Source organism: Erwinia billingiae Eb661 (genome assembly GCF_000196615.1).
Classification (GTDB): Bacteria; Pseudomonadota; Gammaproteobacteria; order Enterobacterales; family Enterobacteriaceae; genus Erwinia; species Erwinia billingiae.
The window spans coordinates 1991884-2008646 of sequence record NC_014306.1 but is presented as its reverse complement, the minus strand read 5'-3'; the positions used below and the strand labels follow the sequence as shown (position 1 = coordinate 2008646).

Here is a 16763-nt window from a genome sequence, read left to right as displayed (position 1 = left end):
TGAAAAAGGTTTTTTTCCATTCAGTTGGAGTGATGTTTTTTTATCTTTTTTTAAGTCTGGATATGTCGGCGGACTTATTCTGGGTGTCGGGATCTGGGTAAAAATCTGGTTTAAGGGAAGAAAACAGCGGAATGCTTCACCTGAATAAAAGATAAGTTCCCAGCCCTCAGCGGCTGGGATTTGTTTATCTGTCGTCTGGCGTCAGCCAGCGCTGCGCTTCTTCGGCTTTGCCGTCACTTCCATCATCGCCAACAGCTCGCGTTGGGCGGGCAATGACGTGCTGCTGAACGCCAGCCGCGACATCAACCTGACCTCCAGCCAGGACACCGAACGCTCACGCGGCACCAACTCGTCCAGCGGCGGCTCGGTGGGCGTGGGCATCGGTGCGGGTTCTGGCGGCTGGGGCATCAACGTCTCTGCGAGCATCAACAAAGGCAGCGGGCATGAGAACAGCGACAGCCTTGTCCACAATGAAACGCAGGTTACGGCCGGTAATCGCGTGACGCTGGTCAGCGGACGCGATACCACCCTCACCGGCGCGCAGGTCAGCGGCGAATCCATTAAAGCGGATGTCGGTCGCAACCTGACGCTGACCAGTGAACAGGACAGCGCGACCTACGACGCGCAGCAGAAAAATACCAGCGCGGGTGCCAGCTTTAACTTTGGCTCGATGTCCGGCTCGGCCAGCATCAACATGAGCAAGGATAAGATGCACAGCGACTATCAGTCGGTGCAGGAGCAGACCGGATTGCTGGCGGGTAAAGGCGGCTTCGATATCACGGTGGGTGAACATACGCAGCTGAACGGTGCGGTTATTGGTTCGACGGCGGATGCGGATAAAAACAGGCTGGATACCGGCACGCTGGGCTGGAGCGACATAAAAAACGAGGCTGAATATAAGGTTCAGCACCAGAGCGTGGGCATCAGCACCGGCGGCAGCATCGGCAACCAGTTTGCCGGGAACATGGCCAACGGCCTGCTGACCGGGGTTAACGGTTCGGGCAGCGCGGACAGCACCACCAAAGCAGCGGTATCGGATGGCACGATTGTGATTCGCGACCAGCACGCGCAGAAACAGGACGTGGCCGCCTTGAGCCGCGACGTGGAGAACGCCAATCCGGGCCTGGGACAAATCTTCGATAAAGAGAAAGAGCAGAACCGGCTGAAGGAAGCGCAGCTGATTGGCCAGATTGGCAATCAGGTAGGTGATATTGCCAGGACGCAGGGGCAGATAGAAGCCACAAAAGCCGGTAAGGCAGAGCTGGCTGCGAAAGGCGTTAAAGAACCGGGTGAGAATGCCACGAAGGAAGAACGTGCAGCCTGGAATAAAGCCCTGACGGAAACCTCCGGCTATAAAACGGCCCAACAGCAATGGGGAACAGGCAGCGCCATCCAGCAGGGTATCCAGGCGGCCACCGCTGCGATACAGGGCCTGGCGGGCGGGAATATCGCTCAGGCCGTCAGCGGCGCGGCGGCGCCTTACCTCGCTGAGCAAATTCATAACCTGACCACCACAAAAGGCCCTGACGGTAAGGATGTGGTGAACACACAAGCCAATCTGATGGCTCATGCGGTACTGGGTGCGGTGGTGGCGCAGATAAACGGCAACAGCGCACTGGCCGGAGCCGCAGGGGCAACCACCGGTGAGTTTATCGCGCAGCAGCTGTATCCGGGTGTACCGCGTGAACAGTTAAGCGAGGACCAGAAGCAAAACATCAGCGCACTGGCCACGCTGGCGGCGGGCCTGGCAGGCGGGATTGTCGGTGACAGCACGGCAGATGCGGTGGCCGGAGCGCAAGCCGGGAAGAACTCGTCCAATAAAAACAATCTTGGCGGACTGGGCAGCTACGGTCAAGCAGCGGCATCGCTGGGATCCTCAATGATCGAGGCTGGCGCAACAACGGAAGAAATCGATGCGGCGCTGAGTAAGAACGCCAAAGGTGATTTACCAGCAAACCAGAATCCGGCCACCGGACTGTTAACTGCCTGGGGCGCGGGGATGACAACCGTTGTGGCTCCTGTTCTGCTACCAGCTACCGCAACGGCGGGAAGTGTCATTGCTGCGGGAGCAATAGGCGGTTCAGCAAACGTGTTTAACCAGTTGAACAGTGGCGACCCTTTCAGCGCAACGGATGCACTTATTGCTACTGGTGTCAGTGCATTAACGCAGGGTAAAGGATTCTGGTTTACTGAAGCGGCCAGTATCACCGGGGCTTATGCTGGCGCTAAATTGCAGGGGAAAGATACACTTCCGGTTGTTGCTGGTGCAGTTATTGGTACTGTAATTGGTGCTGGTGGAGGTAAAGCTGTAGAAGTTGGTAATAAATATTTCCCAATTGTCTCAGATAAAACAGCTGGTATTGCTGGAACTATTGGCGGTTCTGTAATTAGCGAAGCTACGGGAAGTAAAGTTGAAGATAAGCTAAAGAATGCGGGAAACAATAAATGACAACTAATACTTACGGCTTAAAATCCCTTTTTATTTTAATAATAATTTTTATCGTTACCATGATTCTTGCTTTTTTGTCAGGCTGCTTATGTGCTGCAATTTTGGTTTATTTTAAAAATGGAAATTTCATTTTTGGCTGGCATGAGGATGTTCTTTTTTCAATTAAAAGAGGTATCTTGGTGGGAATCCCCACTGGAGTAGGTATCTGGATTTTATCCAGGATGAAACAAAAAGAAGAGCCATCCTCAAAGCAATAAAGAGCCAATCCCGGCACAGACCGGGGTTAGCTTACCCGTCAATCAGTCCTCAGCTGATAGGTAAAATTGGCAATCCGATATTTGATAAAGAGAAAGAGCAGAACCGGCTTAAAGAGGCGCAGCTGATTGGCCAGATTGGCAATCAGGTAGGTGATATTGCCAGGACGCAGGGGCAGATTGAAGCCACAAAAGCAGCGAAAGACAAGATGAAGGACGTCTCGCCGGAGCAGCTGAACACGGCAGAGTCAGACTGGCGCAAAGCCAATCCGGGCAAAGAGCCAACGGCAGACGATATCAGCGGCCAGGCGTACCAGAACTTCTATAAAAAGGCGTTTACCGAAAGCGGGTTCGGCACCGGCGGTAAAGCTCAGCAGGCTATCCAGGCGGCAACAGCGGCGGTAAAGGGGCTGGCGGGCGGAGACATAACTAAAGCACTGGCCGGGGCTTCAGCGCCTTATCTGGCAACTGTGGTTAAAAACACAGTTGGAGAAGACAATCAGGCTGCTAACCTAATGGCGCACGCGGCAATCAATGCGGCGCTGGCGCTGGCAAAGGGCGAGAATGCAGCAGTGGGAGCGGCAGGTGCAGCGATCGGAGAAGCTACGGGGATGATCTCGCAGGCCTATTATGGCAAGCCGGCCAGCGAGCTGACGGAATCGGAAAGGCAGAAGGTAAGCGCGCTGGCTACGCTGGCCGCAGGCCTTTCAGGCGGGTTGATCGGAGACAGCAGTGCGGATGCTGTATCTGCGGCCCAGTCGGGCAAGACGACGGTGGAGAATAATGCGTTAGGAAGTATTCTGGCAGCGGCAAATAAGCAGAAACCCGGAACCACCGCGAATTATGAATCGGGAACCCAGGCGGCCATTAAAGAGGCCTGTAGCGGCGGGACACCGATATCCTGTGAAACAGCGATGGCAGCGGTGGGCAGCGTTATCGCCTGGCCATTGTTGCCGGGAGCCGCAGCAACGACCAGCCTGATTGGTGCTGGAGCGAACGCAGGAGTGGGTTTACTGGTAAATGGTGAAGTGAATCCAAATGATGTGATTCTGGGTTACTGGACAGGGGCATTTACGGCCGGAACCGGGCTCTGGGGCACAATGGGCGTAAATGCGACCAGCGGAGCCACATCCAGTTATCTGAAAGGAGATGATCCACTTAAAGGTGGAGCTATTAGTGGAGCAGTTTCAGGTCTTGGCTACGGTGTCGGTAAACTGGTTGAGTTGCCACTTGATAAGGTTTTAAATCCAATGAAGCCATGGAAAGACTGGATTTGGACTGATGTTGGAATTGGGATATCTAAACCTTTACCGATAAACTCGTTACCTGGTGTTGCAGGGAACATTGCCGGTTCTGTAACAACAGAATATGGTAATGATCAGACAGGGAAAGAAATGGAGGGTAAGAAATGAAAGTTTCGTCCTTAAAATGGTTTTTTATTTTTATTTATTTAATGATATCTCTGCCTGGAGGGGTATTTATTTCAGCGATAACTATTCAGATTTTAATAAGGCTGTTTTTCTTTTTTTCTCATGGGCTACCTTTGGATTTATCTTCTATCGATTATGTGAAGATTTTTAAAGGAAGTATCGGTGGAGGAGTAATTGGGGCGATAGGTTGTTGGTGGATTTATTATCAGTACTATAAGAAAGATAAATAGTTGTTGAGAATAACTGGCTGAGTGTTCTGGAAGGCTTCAGCACCGGCTTCCAGAATAATTTTCAGCCTTAGGATCGCTGGTGAATAATACTAATTTCACTGATGAAACTGGCAAAGTGCTAAATCCGGCAACATCAGAGAAAATTAAGTATGCTTCTGACAAGCTGGTAAAGGGTGAATTACCTGCCGGACAGAATGCGGCAACCGGCTTATTAACGGCGTGGGGGGCAGGCATGACCACAGTTGTGGCACCCGTTCTTCTGCCCGCTACAGCAACAGCGAGAAGTGTTATTGCTGCTAGCGCAATTGGTGGTTTGGTAAATATTTTTAATCAATTGAATAGTGGTGGCCCTTTCAGTGCCACGGATGCACTTATCGCTACAGGTATCAGCGGACTAACCCAGGGTAAAGGGTTCTGGTTTACTGAAGCAGCAAGTATTGGCGGAGCCTATGTGAGGGCTAAGTTGCAGGGGAATGATGTGCCTCCATCTGTGGTTGGTGCCAGTTTTGGTACGGCGGTAGGTGCGGGAACGGGTAAAGTCATTGTTGATAAAGTACAGCCGATTGTCTCAGGATCTGTTGCTGAAATTATCTGCACAGGCTTTGGTGCAATCAGTTCTGAAGTCACCGGTAGCACACTCCAAGATAAATTAGATAAAAATGGGAGTAAGAAATGAAATCTACAACCATTAGCATTTATCTATTATTCGTTCTTACAGCTGGCACTATGACATCATTATTTTTGACGGTATTACTTATACGATTATGTGTTGGTATCGTTGCTTATTACCAATTTGGTCAGGTGGATTTTAGTATTGCTGATGTTACATATGCTATTAAAATCAGTGTCGCAGGAGGTCTACCTCTGGGTATAGGTTCGTGGGTACTCGCTAAAATGAAAGCAAATAAAGACCACTCCCCTCCTTCAGATCCTTAAAGATCTAACCCCGGCGCAAGCCGGGATGATGGTTGAGAATAACTTCTTAAGCTCCAAAGATGTGTTTAATCTACACAAAGAGCTTGAGGAAGCGGATAAAACCGGTGCTGACAAGCAGGATATATACGAAAAATACGCAGAGGTCAGCAAGAAAAACCGCGAAGAGGCGGTAGCTGAAAACTGCTCCGGTAATCCATTCTGTGCCAATGGCGCATTATCAGAGGCCGCTGCGGGTTCTGATATTGCCAACAGCCTGAAACGTCTGCCTCTGTTCTCAGACCTGAGCAATGACGACCTGGCACAGCTTGATCGCTTTGTGCTGGCAGAAAACGAAGACAGCGCTAGAGCGATTTACCAGGCGATGCCGGACTATGTAAAGGTCGCGCTGAACGGTAAGGAAGCAGTAGAAGCGATAGGGCTGGGTGCGGCCGTTGGTGGTAAGGCGCTGGCGGCACTCGGAGTGGTTGGTAAGGCGAATAAACAGCCTTATGAACCTAATAAAGGCGCTGTGGGAAATATGGGGGAATTTTTTAAACAGTCTGGCTTTGGTGAGGCAGCTAAAGGCAACTCACAGAAAACCAGTAAAATATATCAAGGCCAAACAGTTTATAAAGCTTCATCAGATGTTAGTGAAAATATTCGTAAGGGAGACCAGTTTTATCTGGATGGTGAGCATAAAAATCATCTTGAGGTCTTTGATAAAAGAAACAAGTTTGTTCAAGTGCTGAATCTGGATGGTAGTATTAATATTGATAAAGCTAAAAAAGCCGCTGCAGAAGGGAGAACTTTACCAAAATGAAAAAGGCTACTTTTTTCAACGATATTAAAGATAGTTATGTACAGATGATGGCGAGTTTGTCTTCTGAGGTCGAAGATGAATTACTCATAGATGAGAAATCAGATGTTGATGATATTTTTTATCAGTATTTACATAAGCTTAATGATTCGGCGGCGCTATTAAAAAATGCAAAATCTGCTGGTGATGAACTTGCCGTTCAGGCTGCACTGGTCTATATAAGAGTTTATTCATTACGTTTATCTGGTTTTTTTGAGGATATTAAAGATGATACTGATACTTTATTAAAAAAATCAGTATGGCCTGATATACCTGAAAATTATCAGGTTCCTGAACACTACAATTATCCTAAGCGATAAAGCATAAATCCCGGCCCTTGCGCCGGGATTTTTACTTCAGCGGTCAGTCAGCACTCCCCTTCTTCGGCTTCGCCGCAGGATCTTACGTGGCCGCTTCTGCGGGGTGGCAACCAGTTCGATAAACGCAGCTATCTCACGCTGCTTACGGTCAGAGAGCTTCTTACAGGCCCACTTCAGCGTGTTCACCACCTCCGGCTCTGCGGGCAGTTCCGGCTGTGGTTCCTACGCGTCATCAGCGCGGATAAAAACCTGTACCACTGCTTCGGCTGCGATGCGGGCGGTTCGGTGCTGGACTGGCTGCGGCATACCGAACGGCTGAGTTTCCTACAAGGGATCCTGTGGCTGCGGCAACTGAACGGTACTACCTATGTGCGCCCCGCTTCTTCGCCACTGTGGCCCGTCAGATCCTCACCGATCTGGACGAAGACGGCCAGGCCCTGCTACACCAGGTCACCGACTTCTATCACCGTAATTTACCAGATAACGAAGGCGCGCAGGGGTGGCTGGCGGCGCGCGCGCTTTCTTGTGGTGCCGGTGGTCGGCTGGTAAGAGAGTTACGATCCACAGAGCCGTGGCCGGGTGTTGCAGCTCTACGGGCGTCGCGCGCGATGGCCGATCATATGATCATGAAAAAATCGGCCAGGCATCTGTATCTGCCCTCTCACCAAGCCGGGATCTTTTTATCCGTCGATCACCCCTCAGCCAGCCGGATGATCAACTCCTCGGTAGTTGCTTGTGGTCAGCGGGGTTCAGGTGCTAGTGACACCGCAGTCCCGCGCTAAAAATCACGTTGTGATCCTCTGCTAATCAACCGACCTTACGGCCGTCTCCAGCCGGTGCTTCACAATCGCCGCATCAATCAGCTTAATCACCGTCCCCTGCTCTTCCGGCTGGCACTGAGACAGCGCCCTCAACCGATCAAGAAACATCCCGATCCACCTCCCTCCCGTTGCGATCCTGTCACTACGCTAAACTTGTCTGATATCCAAATCTGTCGGGTTGCAGTCAATGCCGGACGCAAACAGGAGAGGATGATGAAAGCAGTCATTTATAACGGTCCTTATGATGTCCAGGTGAAAGATGTCCCGGACGCAAAAATTGTTCGTCCCACGGATGTCCTCGTTCGCATCACCACCACCAATATTTGCGGTTCAGACCTGCATATGTATGAAGGGCGAACCAGCTTTGAACAGGGGCGCATTCTGGGTCATGAAAACCTCGGAGAGGTGGTCGAAATTGGCTCAGGCGTTGAGCGTATCAAGGTGGGCGACTATGTGTGCCTGCCGTTTAACGTCGGCTGCGGTTTTTGCGAAAACTGTGAAAAAGGCCTGACCGGCTTTTGCCTCACCACCAACCCCGGCACGGCGGGTGCAGCCTATGGTTTTGCCGAAATGGGCCCGTGGGAAGGCGGTCAGGCCGAGTTGCTGCGGGTGCCTTTTGCCGATTTTAACTGCCTGGTGCTACCGCCAGACGCGGCAGAAAAAGAAGATGACTATGTGATGCTCTCAGACATCTTCCCCACCGGCTGGCACGCAACCGAGCTTGCCGGCGTGAAGCCCGGCGAAAGCGTGGCCATTTATGGCGCGGGACCGGTCGGATTGATGGCGGCGCATTCGGCGATCATCAAAGGCGCGTCCCAGGTATTTGTGGTGGATACACATAAAGACCGGCTGGCGCTGGCAGAAAAATTGGGCGCCACGGGAATCAATGCGACGGGCGATGAGGCCGTGCAAAAAATTCTCGACCTGACCGATGGGCGCGGTACCGATTGTGGCTGTGAATGTGTCGGCTATCAGTGCTGTGATAAACATGGCCACGAAGACAATTCGGCTACCATGAACAGTCTGGTTGCCTCGACGAAAGCCACCGGGGGGATCGGCGTGGTCGGCGTGTTTATTCCTCAGGATCCGGGGGCGGAATCCGAGCTGGCCAAACAGGGTAAAATGCCCTTTGATTTCGGCAGTTTCTGGTTCAAAGGACAGGCAATCCGTACGGGCCAGGCGAACGTCAAAGCCTATAACCGTCAGCTGGCGCGCCTGATCCATCATGGAAAAGCCAAACCGGGCGAGATCATTTCACATCGCCTTTCGCTTGATGAAGCGGCTGACGGTTATAAGCACTTCGACGACCGGGATGAAGGATGGACCAAGGTTATTCTTAAGCCTTAAGCCCCGTTGCCCGGCAGGGGAAATCACCTGCCGGGCTAGGCTGCATTCGGCTTTGATGACTCTGTTGCCTGCGCAAGGGTGAACATGGCGCAAAAAAAACGCAAAATGTTGCAGGTGAAAATGCTGCTTTGGGCTTCAGCCTCCCAGAGACTTAAGCAGGGCAACGCTGTTAAGGATGACCAGCTGTCTTTTGCTTTCAAGCTCGATTTGCACATTAGAGAAAATATCCAACGCTTCATAATGCGTATATAAATCCTGATACCCTGCTTCATATCGGCGTTTATTGTTGTCGAAGTTAACGGACTGAGCCTTCAGCTCTTCACGCACTACGGCGAGATTCCCCTGCGACAGGCGTAAGGCATCGGTGGCATCTTTAATCTCCTTCAATGCCTGAGCAATGGTGTTGCGGTAATCGATGATCGCCATCTTTTGTTGGGTTTCAGCATATTTAAGGCTGGCATAATGTTTGGGCAGGTCGAACACCGGTATCATCACCGAGGGTGTCAGCGTCCAGTTATCACGATAGCTGTCCACTATTCCGTCCAGCGAACTGGAGGTACGCCACGCATTAGCGAAAAGACTGACGCCGGGTAGAAATGCAGCACGAGCGGAGCCAATATTGCCGTTGGCCGCCTTAATTTGCCATTCGGCAGCGATGACGTCAGGTCGGTTGAGGATAATGTCGGAGCGGATCGCCTGCATTAGTTGAGGCGCGTCATTGTAACTCACAATCGTTTGCCAGTTCTCCGCGTTCAGTGCCGGTGAAACCGTGCCGGATAAATATTCCAGCTGATGTATTCTCGCCAGAATCTCCACTTCAAGATTATGCGTGGTGCTTTCGTCAGTGCCTTTACCCCGCTGAAACTTGGTTAAAACAATTGGCTTTAACCTGCCCTGCTGATTAATGCGCATCAGCTTTTCTTCAATACGCTGCATCTCGATCTTTTTAATCTGCAAGATATGCCATACCTGAATCATTGAATGCGCTTCATACCAGGCTGTGGCTAAATCAGACATCAACGTCAGCTGCACATTGGCGACCAGGCTACGATGACTTTCTTCACTGCTATTCATTGAGGCGATCTTATTGCGCTTTTTGCCCCACAGATCGACCTCCCAGGAGTCAACGCCCATTCGCCCCTGATATTGTTCAGATCTCTGTTTAAGCGTCTGATTGGTGAGCGGCGAACTGACCGAATTCATCGAGATTGTTTTACTCGCGGTGTAATTCAGGCTGGGAATCAGGTCAAACAGCGAACTCAACTTTTGCGCCCGGGTGCTTTCAACGCGAGCCATGGCCAGCTGAAGATCAAAGTTATTGATGAGCGCATTTTCCAAAATGGCCAGCAAGGCCGGATCGTCCCGGTAGAGATCCTGAAAGCGGTAACGGCCGCTGCTCTGCGCGGCTTTCAGCTCAACCACGGGATCGGCCACGCTGTCAGGACGCTGATATTCAGGCGCCAAAGAACACCCGCTCAGGCTTAATGTCGTGGTGATAAACAGGGTCCTGAATGAGAATAATTTAGTCATAGCTGCGACGGTATTTGTTGTTTAACACAGTAAAATGGCGCATCTCTTTTTCGTTTTTCCTGTGAAGGGCGATCAGTGGAAAATGGTAATAGGTGTCTAGGGTTGAAATGAAATGCCATTGCCATGGGGTTTCCCTGACATAGCGTTCAAGAAAACCGACCATTTCATGGTTTATTTCATGCTGTTGCCTACCGATAACCGCTGCGGTTGTCACCGTGAATTTTCGGGAAGCCTCGTTATAGCGGTTAGAGACAAGTTTCATACACACCGCTCGTTTTATGGCGAGTTTTATAATCCCCGTGGTCATATGGCCTTTTTTATTAAAAAACGTCACCGGCTCGACCGCTCCGGTTAAATTCCCGGCCACATAACAGGGCAGATCATAGAAAACAGCCACCACCTTATTCGGCTCCCGCAAATAACGCGCGATCTTAATCAACGCGCCTGGCGCGTTGATATTGATAAAGGATACGCGTACGCCGGGTATGGCGATCAGGTTATAGTTTCGCGCATTTTCTTCGGTAATCTCTTCAAATATCGGCACCAGAAAATCGTAATCCATGCCCTGGTATTGTCTGGCCAGAGTTAATATTGTCAGCCAGTAATCTCCGGTATGCGTACAGAGCAACAATTTCGCCTGTGTCAGATTCGGATCGGACAGATGACAAACCTTCTCCAGCAAAGCCGAAACCGTTTTCCAGTCATGTGAAAACATGAACAGTGAGAGGTAACGGGAAATTAGCTTGGTTAAAATAAGCTGCCTTCCAGACCATGGCTCTTGCCTACCGGTAACCTTTGCAGATAACTGCATGGCCGTCTTGACTGAATAGTATTCAGAAAGCGTCCTTCTGAATAAAACAGAAACCATGTTTATCAATAACAATGCGGTGGATAAGGATCGCCATGTAGCTACCACCGCCATTGCCCTGGCAACCATTGCCAGCAAAACACGCCTGTGCAGCAGGCCTGGCCTCGCATTGATGCCCGATATCATCTGGCCTCTCCCCGCAGAACCACCCGCTGTTCAATACTGTCTATTAAGGCAGCATCATGACTGACAACCACGCAGGCGACGGGCAGGCGGCGAATAAGCGCAATGATTTTGTGACGCGATTCATCATCAAGATGTGAAGTGGGTTCATCCAGCAGCAAGAGCTGCGGCTTTCGGTACAAGGCTCGGGCAATCATTAGTCGTTGCTGTTGGCCGGATGAGAGCCTGGTACCGTTAGCGCCGAGCGAGGTATTCAAACCGGATTTCAAACTTCTGATAACCTCGGCAAAATCTGCCTGTTCGATGCAGTTCTCCAGTAACGTTATATCATAGCGATCGGATTCAAAAATAATATTATCCATCACGTTACCTTTGATTAACTTCCCATTAGGACTCACCAATGAGATCTGTTGCTGGAAGGGATTAAGTCCAAACCTGGCCAGTGAAATATCATTAATCAGAATCTCACCTGCCGTAGGTTTGAGCAGGCCCGATAACATATTCATTAAGGTGGTTTTACCGCAGCCCGAGGGCCCGGTGATGACGAGTTTCTCACCTTCGTGAATATCAAAATTGACGTTTTTTATGAAATTATCGTCAAGATTACTGTAGGCAAAGCTGATATCACGGAAACTCACTTTTCGCACCGGTTCAGTTATCTCTTTGACCGAAGACTTGAACGATATCGCAGCCGTTTTATCAGACGGTAGTATTTCCTGTAAGCGTTTAACCTCAACGGAACACACCCGGATATTGACATGACTTTCGACAATTGACTGAATATTATTAACCAGACAATTTTTATAGAAGATAAAAGTCAGTAACTGCCCCGCCGTTGTCTCACCCTGCAGTACGCTTAACGATCCCAGGCCGATAATCAGTAAGGTCTGAACATGCGAAAGGGTCGTCACCATTAATTCAATCAGCGACTGCGTTCTTTCAATTGCGGAGCGATTGTATTCCAGCTCTGAATGATGCTCGGACCATGCCAGGATCCTGTGATGTTCATTGTGATTGATCTTAATCACATCGATATTATCTACCGACTCCAGCAATACATTATCTCTGCGGACTTCGGCATCGAGAGAAGCATATTGGCGGGAGAGCATTTCTGGCAGCATTAACACTCTAACGAGGATCATTATGGAGGTCACCGCAAGGGTGAGCATGGCCAGATGGGTGTTGATGAAAAACAGCAGCACCACAAATAAACCGGCAAAAAATGACTGTATGAAAATATCTATCCAACCATTGGTATAGATAATGTGGAAAACATCAACGGATTTAATTTTACGTAAAATATCCGATGCCATTCGTTTACCGAAATACTTCAACTCCATGTTGAGAAGATCGCTGACTATCCGGTGCCCTTCATTCAGGCTTAACATCCTTCTTAATCGCTGGGCTTGGGCGATTTTCAGATAGCTTGCAATCGCCTGCAGCAGATAGACAAAACCGAAGATGTACAGCAACAGAAACAGTAAATCATCGTCGTTTTTTGACAAGACTTCATCGAAGACTAAAGAAATAAACTTAGGAATGGCAATATGGGTCAGCTGAATGATCACCGCCAGCACCGCCAGCGGGATCAGATAGCTTTTCCAACTCTTAAGTCCTTTTCTGAAAGCACTGGCGCTGAAAAAATGGCCATTGTCTGCGGAATTTTCCCTGCGCTGCCCTTTCGTATCGGCCACGAAGCTGTTATCGGGTATGACTTCAAGCGCAACGCCTGAGTAAAACTTCTCTACTTCCCGCCAGGTGAAGGAACGGCTGCCGATGGCAGGATCCATGACTTCGATTTTTGTTTTGCTGGTTTTTTTAAGCACCACAAAATGGCAGTTATCCCACAGTAAAATTGCCGGCGTTTGCAGCTCACGCAGGCTGTCTGCGGCGACCTGAACGCCGGTGGCAATCATCTGATGGTCGGAAAAAATCTTTATCAGATGAAAAAATGAAAGCCCCTCAAGAGTGACCTCATACTGGTTACGGAGGGTCTGCAACTGCAGCGTCTTATTAAACATTGCGCTGATATAACTGACACAGGCCAGACCGCATTCTGCGCACTCATCCTGTAGGACATCTCGTACATTATTTTTCAGCATGGATATAATCCGGATTACGTTTGAGGGCTTGTTTCACAGGAAGGAATAACCACTCAATTAACGTTTGCTTTGGCTGACGTAATGAGGCACTGACGGTCATGCCGTCCGCGAGAAATTCCATCGGGATTTTATTATGTTTGTCATTAGCCAGAATATTCAGCTTCACCCGGAACCAGGATTCTTTATCATCCACACTGACCCGGGTCGGTGTGGTAGAAATATTGATGACCTTTGCGGCCAAAACGCCATAGCTTTCATAGGGGAAAGTATCAACACGTACGAAGACCTTCTCGCCAGGGCTTATCAGGCCGATTTGTTTACTGCTCAGTTGCAGGACTACAACAGGTTCTGCAGCGCTGTTTTCTTTCAGGATCACTGATGGCGTCAGGGCGCGTCCATCAATGAAGTCCCCTTTCAATATCCCCATGTCATGGACAATCCCTTTTATGGGTGAAGTGACAATATATTCCTGTCGCATGCGGATATTATTTAACTCGCTACCGATTTCCCTTATTTTACGGCTGATGTCATTTTTACGTTGTAAGGACTCTTGCTCAAGCCTGGCGTAATGAATTTCTTTTTCTATTTTAGTTTGCAACAGTCCAGACTTTTCAACCTCACTTTTTTTCACACCCAGCTCATTTTCAATGATCAGCTGCCTGGTGTTTTCCACTTCCGTCTTAGTAATAGCGTTGTCTTTGTATAATCGCGTTAAATCGCGTAACTGAGTGGCATAAAGACGTTTTTTATCGTGATAGTTTTTGATTGCGTTTTCGGCGATGGAGATGGATTGTGTCAACTCGTTAAAATAACGTTCTTTTTGAATGAGGAGTTGGTCATCATTTTCTGACTGATTTTCTCGTTCAGTCTCGAATTCCACTAACGTCTCATTCAACCGCTTGGTTGTCTCCTCGGCCATATTACCAACACCATTATGGTCTTTGGTATTTTGCCACAGTAAAGCCACGCTAAAAATGGCATCTCCCGGATTAACGCTGTCGCCTTCATTAACGTAGATCGCAGAAACATTTCCGGGTTTTTCTGCCGTTAGCCGGTAAAATGACTCGCTGCGGATCAAACCCTTAACATCTTCTTGTTTACCATAACGGCCATTCAGCAATAACAACATAAAAATAGCTGTCATAAGCGCAATGACACCGCAAAAAAAATTAAGACTGATAGGAGCACGCGTAAAACACTGATTAAATTGATTTGACATAATAGCTTAATATCAGAGGTGGGGTTTACCCCACCTCTTATTGATGACGAATAAAATATCAGGCGAGATTAAGAAGCACTTTTCTCAATCGCTACACCAGCAGCACTGCCAACCAGTGCGCCTACAGCAGCTCCCGGAATACCCATAATTGCGCCAATACCGGCGCCACCGATCCCACCAATAGCGCCGCCGCCCCATCCACTCCCCCAACCACCGCGCACTTCCTTACAGTGTTCAGCACTCATTGCTGTTTTGTTCAGCATCATATTTCTCCATAAATAAAGTTAAAGTAGAAACCAGGTGTTATATAAAATCGCAGCTATACTCATTGCAGCCTCGGCAATATATATCACAACGTCATGCTGCCTTGTTAATCTGGCGGCAACAATATTTATGGGAAAAAAACCCTTAATTAGATTTTTATTCTACCATCGGAATGATATTGATATTTAAAATCTATGAATTTAACAGTTTTATGAAAAAATTTTAAAAATATCACAACACCTTCAAAAAAACCAAAGTGGATAATCTTTGTCGACATGCTAAAATATTGACATATTTTAGTTTACTTAAAGGAAAAACAGTGAAGCCTATTGTTATATTGTTAGGGTGTGTGACCCTCGCTGCCTGCACCACTGAGGAAGGTAAACCTTCTCCCTCGCTGAATATGGCGAATCCGGCTGCAGTCTATTGTCTCCACGTCAGTGGTAAGTTAAGTACCAGCGAGTCTGACGCAGGAAAAAAAGGGTATTGTACGTTAGCGGACGGTGAACATATCGATGAATGGGATTTATACAGAAGGGAGCATAAACAGAACTGATTTCAAAAACTCTGTTTAAACGGGTCGGTCATCGTCGCCAGATGATGACCCGTTCTGAGAATAGATAGGCATAACTTCATTTGTAACGCGACAGACAAACTGTAGGGACAACAAACGCCTGCTTAAATGATTAATAGCGGATACAGGAACTGGTAAACGAATAAGGACCACCAACAATGTAACTTTTTTTATCCAGAGGGAAAATGTCAATCTGGAAAGTCTCAGGATTAAAGGTGTACTCGCCTAACAACATTTTAAACACGTTATCGGGGGTATCATCCAGTATTGATTTTTTCATGTCTTTGATATGATAGCTGATGGTTTTTCCTTGTAAAAATACGCCGTCCGACAGCAACAGGCTCCGGTTCAACTTTTTGGTTTCACCGTTGATGGTAACTTTGCCATTAAAAATCACATAGCCGGATTCTTTCGAATAAAACCGCATATCCTGGGTGACGGAAAACGTCAGGTCACTTTGATTTTTTCCAAAATCATAATGGGTGAAGAACGTGCATTTAAAGGGAACGATTCTCTCCCGCCAGACGACCCAATGCCCGATAAAAGCGGTCAACGCCACGGCAACAATCACTACAAGACTCACAGTAATAAAAAGGACCGTTCTTTTACTTTTCATCACCACTCCAGTCCAGATAATAAACATTTTCACAAGATATGTTATAACCATTATTACCAATACTGCAGTACGACAGCATTGTGCGCCCGTAAGTTTGTAAGGATGAAGAGGCATAATTGTCGAAATAGACGCGTTTACCGGTCTGACAGCTCAGTTGATTTTTCTTCATGATTATTCCCACTTGCTTCTTCACATTGGCAACTTCACTGTCATTAAAGGTTTTAAGCATAGTAAGTTCACATCCACCTTCCATCTTCACAACCTGAGCGGTAGGATCTAAACTATCCGTATACAGGTATTTGTAAATTAAACCGCCGCTGATGATGACCAGCATCAATAACAGCACAGACAGAATCTTTTTTCTTGAAAAGGAAAACGACTTTCCCAGTTCACTGACATCCTCTGAGTTGATAATGTGCGGAATCCCTGGCACGTCTTCTTTCGTAATGAGCACATTTTCACTCAGTCTGATGCCCACCGTCGGTAGCGTGACAATAAAGTTATCACACCCCAACCTCACCAGGCTCCTCCTGAGGATACTCATATACTGATTCAGGTTGCTGTTGGAACTTCTCAGGCCATATTTATCCCATACTTCGACGAACAAAAAGTCGCGGGTTAATATTTCCCCTTCAGATTCTAAAATCAATTCAATTAATCTTCGGGCAGGCAAAGGCAAGGTTAACGTGTCATTGGTCGACACTAATGTTAACGAACCTTCATACGTATTATACTTTATTGTATTATTGATGGTGTATTGCATTTTTAGACCATTAAGGAAATAATTAAAAATGTCAGGTAAGTGTAGTTGACAACAATAAACAAGTACAGTTAATTCCGGTAGT

General features: G+C 48.2%; 17 protein-coding genes and 2 pseudogenes. 11 read left to right on the top strand and 8 right to left on the bottom strand.

Going from position 1 to position 16763, the window contains the following annotated elements; all coding sequences use genetic code 11:
- Positions 1-244 precede the first annotated feature (244 nt).
- The 9 genes and pseudogenes from EBC_RS10780 to EBC_RS26125 all read left to right on the top strand — a co-directional run.
- Positions 245-2449 (top strand): annotated as a pseudogene (locus EBC_RS10780) (hemagglutinin repeat-containing protein); the annotation flags it as partial.
- Entirely contained in the window at positions 2446-2706 is a 261-nt protein-coding gene (locus EBC_RS10775) for a hypothetical protein (protein WP_041691983.1), read from the top strand. The pseudogene EBC_RS10780 and the gene EBC_RS10775, both read left to right, overlap by 4 nt.
- Positions 2707-2912: 206 nt before the next feature.
- Positions 2913-4115: a VENN motif pre-toxin domain-containing protein gene (locus EBC_RS26240; RefSeq protein WP_013201817.1), complete on the top strand. Its 1203-nt coding sequence runs from the start codon at positions 2913-2915 to the stop codon at positions 4113-4115.
- Positions 4112-4363, top strand: a complete 252-nt coding sequence (locus EBC_RS10765; protein WP_041691982.1) for a hypothetical protein — start codon at positions 4112-4114, stop codon at positions 4361-4363. The genes EBC_RS26240 and EBC_RS10765 overlap by 4 nt, the downstream gene beginning before the upstream one ends.
- Before the next feature lie 79 nt (positions 4364-4442).
- Complete coding sequence (locus EBC_RS10760; RefSeq protein ID WP_013201815.1) at positions 4443-5039, top strand: hypothetical protein; 597 nt, start codon at positions 4443-4445, stop codon at positions 5037-5039.
- Positions 5036-5299, top strand: coding sequence for a hypothetical protein (locus EBC_RS25745; RefSeq protein WP_071822111.1), 264 nt, complete (start codon positions 5036-5038; stop codon positions 5297-5299). Before EBC_RS10760 ends, EBC_RS25745 begins: the two co-directional genes overlap by 4 nt.
- A 25-nt stretch (positions 5300-5324) precedes the next feature.
- Positions 5325-6098 (top strand): hypothetical protein, encoded by a 774-nt coding sequence (locus EBC_RS26135; protein WP_013201814.1) that lies wholly within the window; start codon positions 5325-5327, stop codon positions 6096-6098.
- A complete protein-coding gene (locus tag EBC_RS10750) occupies positions 6095-6454 on the top strand; it encodes a hypothetical protein (RefSeq protein WP_013201813.1) in 360 nt (119 codons plus the stop codon). The genes EBC_RS26135 and EBC_RS10750 overlap by 4 nt, the downstream gene beginning before the upstream one ends.
- A gap of 338 nt (positions 6455-6792) precedes the next feature.
- Positions 6793-7236: a hypothetical protein gene (locus EBC_RS26125; protein WP_041691981.1), complete on the top strand. Its 444-nt coding sequence runs from the start codon at positions 6793-6795 to the stop codon at positions 7234-7236.
- A gap of 21 nt (positions 7237-7257) precedes the next feature.
- On the opposite strand, the pseudogene EBC_RS25090 reads toward EBC_RS26125, so the two are convergent.
- Positions 7258-7377: pseudogene (locus EBC_RS25090) on the bottom strand (helix-turn-helix domain-containing protein); the annotation flags it as partial.
- Between the two features lie 111 nt (positions 7378-7488).
- Between EBC_RS25090 and EBC_RS10740 the strand changes: the two are divergent.
- Positions 7489-8622, top strand: coding sequence for a glutathione-independent formaldehyde dehydrogenase (locus EBC_RS10740; RefSeq protein WP_013201812.1), 1134 nt, complete (start codon positions 7489-7491; stop codon positions 8620-8622).
- 135 nt (positions 8623-8757) lie between these two features.
- Here EBC_RS10740 and EBC_RS10735 read toward each other — a convergent pair whose 3' ends face one another.
- The 5 genes from EBC_RS10735 to EBC_RS10715 all read right to left on the bottom strand — a co-directional run bounded on the left by EBC_RS10735 (position 8758) and on the right by EBC_RS10715 (position 14727).
- Entirely contained in the window at positions 8758-9972 is a 1215-nt protein-coding gene (locus EBC_RS10735) for a TolC family protein (protein WP_162096474.1), read from the bottom strand.
- Between the two features lie 172 nt (positions 9973-10144).
- Positions 10145-11146 carry a lysophospholipid acyltransferase family protein gene (locus EBC_RS10730; protein WP_041691979.1) on the bottom strand — a complete coding sequence of 334 codons (1002 nt, stop codon included), beginning with the start codon at positions 11144-11146 and terminating at the stop codon, positions 10145-10147.
- Positions 11143-13245, bottom strand: a complete 2103-nt coding sequence (locus tag EBC_RS10725) for a peptidase domain-containing ABC transporter (protein WP_041691978.1) — start codon at positions 13243-13245, stop codon at positions 11143-11145. The genes EBC_RS10730 and EBC_RS10725 overlap by 4 nt, the downstream gene beginning before the upstream one ends.
- Positions 13232-14464: an HlyD family secretion protein gene (locus EBC_RS10720; RefSeq protein ID WP_013201808.1), complete on the bottom strand. Its 1233-nt coding sequence runs from the start codon at positions 14462-14464 to the stop codon at positions 13232-13234. The genes EBC_RS10725 and EBC_RS10720 overlap by 14 nt, the downstream gene beginning before the upstream one ends.
- Before the next feature lie 68 nt (positions 14465-14532).
- On the bottom strand, positions 14533-14727 hold the full coding sequence (locus tag EBC_RS10715) for a hypothetical protein (protein WP_157868012.1): 195 nt from the start codon (positions 14725-14727) through the stop codon (positions 14533-14535).
- Between the two features lie 404 nt (positions 14728-15131).
- Between EBC_RS10715 and EBC_RS26320 the strand changes: the two genes are divergently transcribed.
- Positions 15132-15284 carry a putative hemolysin gene (locus tag EBC_RS26320; RefSeq protein ID WP_407919946.1) on the top strand — a complete coding sequence of 51 codons (153 nt, stop codon included), beginning with the start codon at positions 15132-15134 and terminating at the stop codon, positions 15282-15284.
- Between the two features lie 130 nt (positions 15285-15414).
- Here the strand turns inward: EBC_RS26320 and EBC_RS10710 are convergent, their stop codons facing one another.
- Positions 15415-15918 (bottom strand): FidL-like protein, encoded by a 504-nt coding sequence (locus tag EBC_RS10710; protein WP_041691976.1) that lies wholly within the window; start codon positions 15916-15918, stop codon positions 15415-15417.
- The gene (locus tag EBC_RS10705; RefSeq protein WP_013201804.1) at positions 15908-16681 is read right to left on the bottom strand and encodes a winged helix-turn-helix domain-containing protein; all 774 of its coding nucleotides are present in this window, start codon (positions 16679-16681) and stop codon (positions 15908-15910) included. The genes EBC_RS10710 and EBC_RS10705 overlap by 11 nt, the downstream gene beginning before the upstream one ends.
- Positions 16682-16763: the final 82 nt, after the last annotated feature.

Bases quoted from the DNA above. Each gene is read 5' to 3' on its own strand.
- EBC_RS10775 (WP_041691983.1), top strand. From the start codon at position 2,446: ATGACAACTAATACTTACGGCTTAAAATCCCTTTTTATTTTAATAATA.
- EBC_RS26240 (WP_013201817.1), top strand. From the start codon at position 2,913: ATGAAGGACGTCTCGCCGGAGCAGCTGAACACGGCAGAGTCAGACTGG.
- EBC_RS10765 (WP_041691982.1), top strand. From the start codon at position 4,112: ATGAAAGTTTCGTCCTTAAAATGGTTTTTTATTTTTATTTATTTAATG.
- EBC_RS25745 (WP_071822111.1), top strand. From the start codon at position 5,036: ATGAAATCTACAACCATTAGCATTTATCTATTATTCGTTCTTACAGCT.
- EBC_RS26135 (WP_013201814.1), top strand. From the start codon at position 5,325: ATGATGGTTGAGAATAACTTCTTAAGCTCCAAAGATGTGTTTAATCTA.
- EBC_RS10750 (WP_013201813.1), top strand. From the start codon at position 6,095: ATGAAAAAGGCTACTTTTTTCAACGATATTAAAGATAGTTATGTACAG.
- EBC_RS10740 (WP_013201812.1), top strand. From the start codon at position 7,489: ATGAAAGCAGTCATTTATAACGGTCCTTATGATGTCCAGGTGAAAGAT.
- EBC_RS10730 (WP_041691979.1), bottom strand. From the start codon at position 11,146: ATGATATCGGGCATCAATGCGAGGCCAGGCCTGCTGCACAGGCGTGTT.
- EBC_RS10725 (WP_041691978.1), bottom strand. From the start codon at position 13,245: ATGCTGAAAAATAATGTACGAGATGTCCTACAGGATGAGTGCGCAGAA.
- EBC_RS10720 (WP_013201808.1), bottom strand. From the start codon at position 14,464: ATGTCAAATCAATTTAATCAGTGTTTTACGCGTGCTCCTATCAGTCTT.
- EBC_RS10715 (WP_157868012.1), bottom strand. From the start codon at position 14,727: ATGCTGAACAAAACAGCAATGAGTGCTGAACACTGTAAGGAAGTGCGC.
- EBC_RS26320 (WP_407919946.1), top strand. From the start codon at position 15,132: ATGGCGAATCCGGCTGCAGTCTATTGTCTCCACGTCAGTGGTAAGTTA.
- EBC_RS10710 (WP_041691976.1), bottom strand. From the start codon at position 15,918: ATGAAAAGTAAAAGAACGGTCCTTTTTATTACTGTGAGTCTTGTAGTG.
- EBC_RS10705 (WP_013201804.1), bottom strand. From the start codon at position 16,681: ATGCAATACACCATCAATAATACAATAAAGTATAATACGTATGAAGGT.